This window comes from Chitinilyticum litopenaei DSM 21440 (assembly GCF_000428145.1).
Classification (GTDB): domain Bacteria; phylum Pseudomonadota; class Gammaproteobacteria; order Burkholderiales; family Chitinibacteraceae; genus Chitinilyticum; species Chitinilyticum litopenaei.
In genome coordinates, this window is sequence record NZ_ATZJ01000080.1 from 1 (window position 1) to 1,930 (window position 1,930).

At 55.4% G+C, this 1,930-nt stretch carries 1 protein-coding gene; it reads left to right on the forward strand.

The genetic code is table 11. The features are described 5' to 3' along the window. On the forward strand, positions 1-1,687 hold a 1,687-nt coding region (locus tag C515_RS0116395; RefSeq protein WP_144290508.1), incomplete at its 5' end, for an Ig-like domain-containing protein. Between the last annotated feature and the right edge of the window lie 243 nt (positions 1,688-1,930).

A 1,930-nucleotide genomic window follows, 5' to 3' on the forward strand; every position in this document is an offset into this window, starting at 1 on the left:
GACGGTGGACGACGCCAGCGTGGAAGCCTCCCCGGAAAGCCTGCCGCTGAGCGTGGGCGGCGTGACCGGCGCGGGCGGCATCCTCGACAACGACAGTTCTCCGACTGTGAAGGTTGACTTCTCGACAGAGCAATTGAAGTCAGGGGAGACTGCTACCGTGACATTCTCCTTCAGCAAAGCTGTCACAGGTTTTGATTTGGCAGATATCAATCTGTCGGGAGGTGCCCTTGGCGGACTGAAGACGATTGATGGCGGGAAAACATGGACAGCAACATTTGTACCTAGTCCTGACTTCGACGGTACAGCCAGCGTGGCGGTGAAGGACAAGTCCTACACCGATCTGGCCGGCAATACTGGCGGCCCGGGCAGTGACACGGTACTGGTGGATACCCTGAAGCCGGTGATTGCCAACCAGACCTTCAGCTACGCGGAAAACCAGCTCCAGGGTGCGCAGATTGCCAGCGTGGCGGCCAATGACGGCAGCAAGCCGGTGGTGGGCTATGGCTTCCAGTGGGCGGATGGCAGCGTCAGGGCCGGTAGCCAGGATGGTTTCTACACCATTGATGCCAGCGGCAGGATCAGCATCACTGCGGCAGGCATTGCCAGCACGATGAACGATTACGACGATACCGGTGCCGGCGCGAAGAACAGCAGTAATTACACGCTGGTAGTGCAGGATGCGGCGGGCAACAGCAATTCCGCAACACTGACGCTGAATGTTACCGATGTGTTGGAGAATTCATATCAAGGCAGCGGTGCTGTTGATACTTTCTTGTTGATTGCGCAGGGCTTGAGTGTTTCCTTGAACCCGCATCCCGAACAGCCGGGCGGCAGCAATACACTGTATACAAACGTGAAACTTACTGATGATCTTGTGATCAAGAGCGGGGATAGTAACGACACAGTGGATTTGGGGCAGGGTTCGGGAAATTACACTGTGTATTCTGGTTCTTCGATACCAAATCAGAATGGCACTGCACCAACTCAGGAACAAATGCTGACGTATAAGTTCATGTCGCAGGACAATATCCTGGCTTGGGGAAACATTGATACGACTGTGCAAGGTGAGGTACAGCCTATCTCCGATACGGTGATTACCTCAAGCGGTCAAGACACCATTTATGGAGGAGGCGGTAATTTGACTGCTTTTGCCGGCCTTGGTGATGACACAATCATTGGTAATGACTATCTCAGCGACAAGAGTAACGGTGTCGATGCGCTGCGTGGTGGCGCTGGCAATGACGTTATCGATGGGCGGGGAGGAGATGATGTCATTCGCGGCGAAACGGGAAATGACACGCTTACTGGCGGGCTGGGTAATGACATCTTCTTCTGGCGATTGGCGGATTCCGGTACGGCTGGTGCTGCAGCCCGCGATGTGATTACTGATTTTGGTGCTAACGGTCAGAATGATGTGCTGCACCTGAAGGATCTGCTTGAGGGGGATAGCAATACGTCCGGCTCCCTTGAAAAGTACCTGCACTTTGAGAAGAGTGGCAGCGACACCATCGTGCACATCAGTTCGACCGGCAAGTTCGATCCGGCCAATCTCACGCACAGCGATGTGGGTGGCAAGGAGGATCAGGTGATCGTGTTGCAGGGTGTGGATCTGACTGCTGGCGGCACGTCGACGGATCAGGCCATCATCCAGCAACTGCTGACACAGGGGAAGCTGATTACCGATTGATCGCGCTTTTGCATGACTGACGGGTATGGGTCTGCAGCCTTTTTAGGTGTTTGGCTGCGGACCTATACCCTTTTCTTTTGTGGCACCAGGCCGCCGGCTGCCTTTCCGGTGCGGGTGCATTGCAGTGCCTGCGCTTGCCGAGGTCGTCTGTATGCGCCCAGCCGCCCCACCTTGAAGCACCCCGCCCAAAATCAGGATGATGGTGTCCACGATCTTTCTTCGTGGACACCATGCCCTTGATCC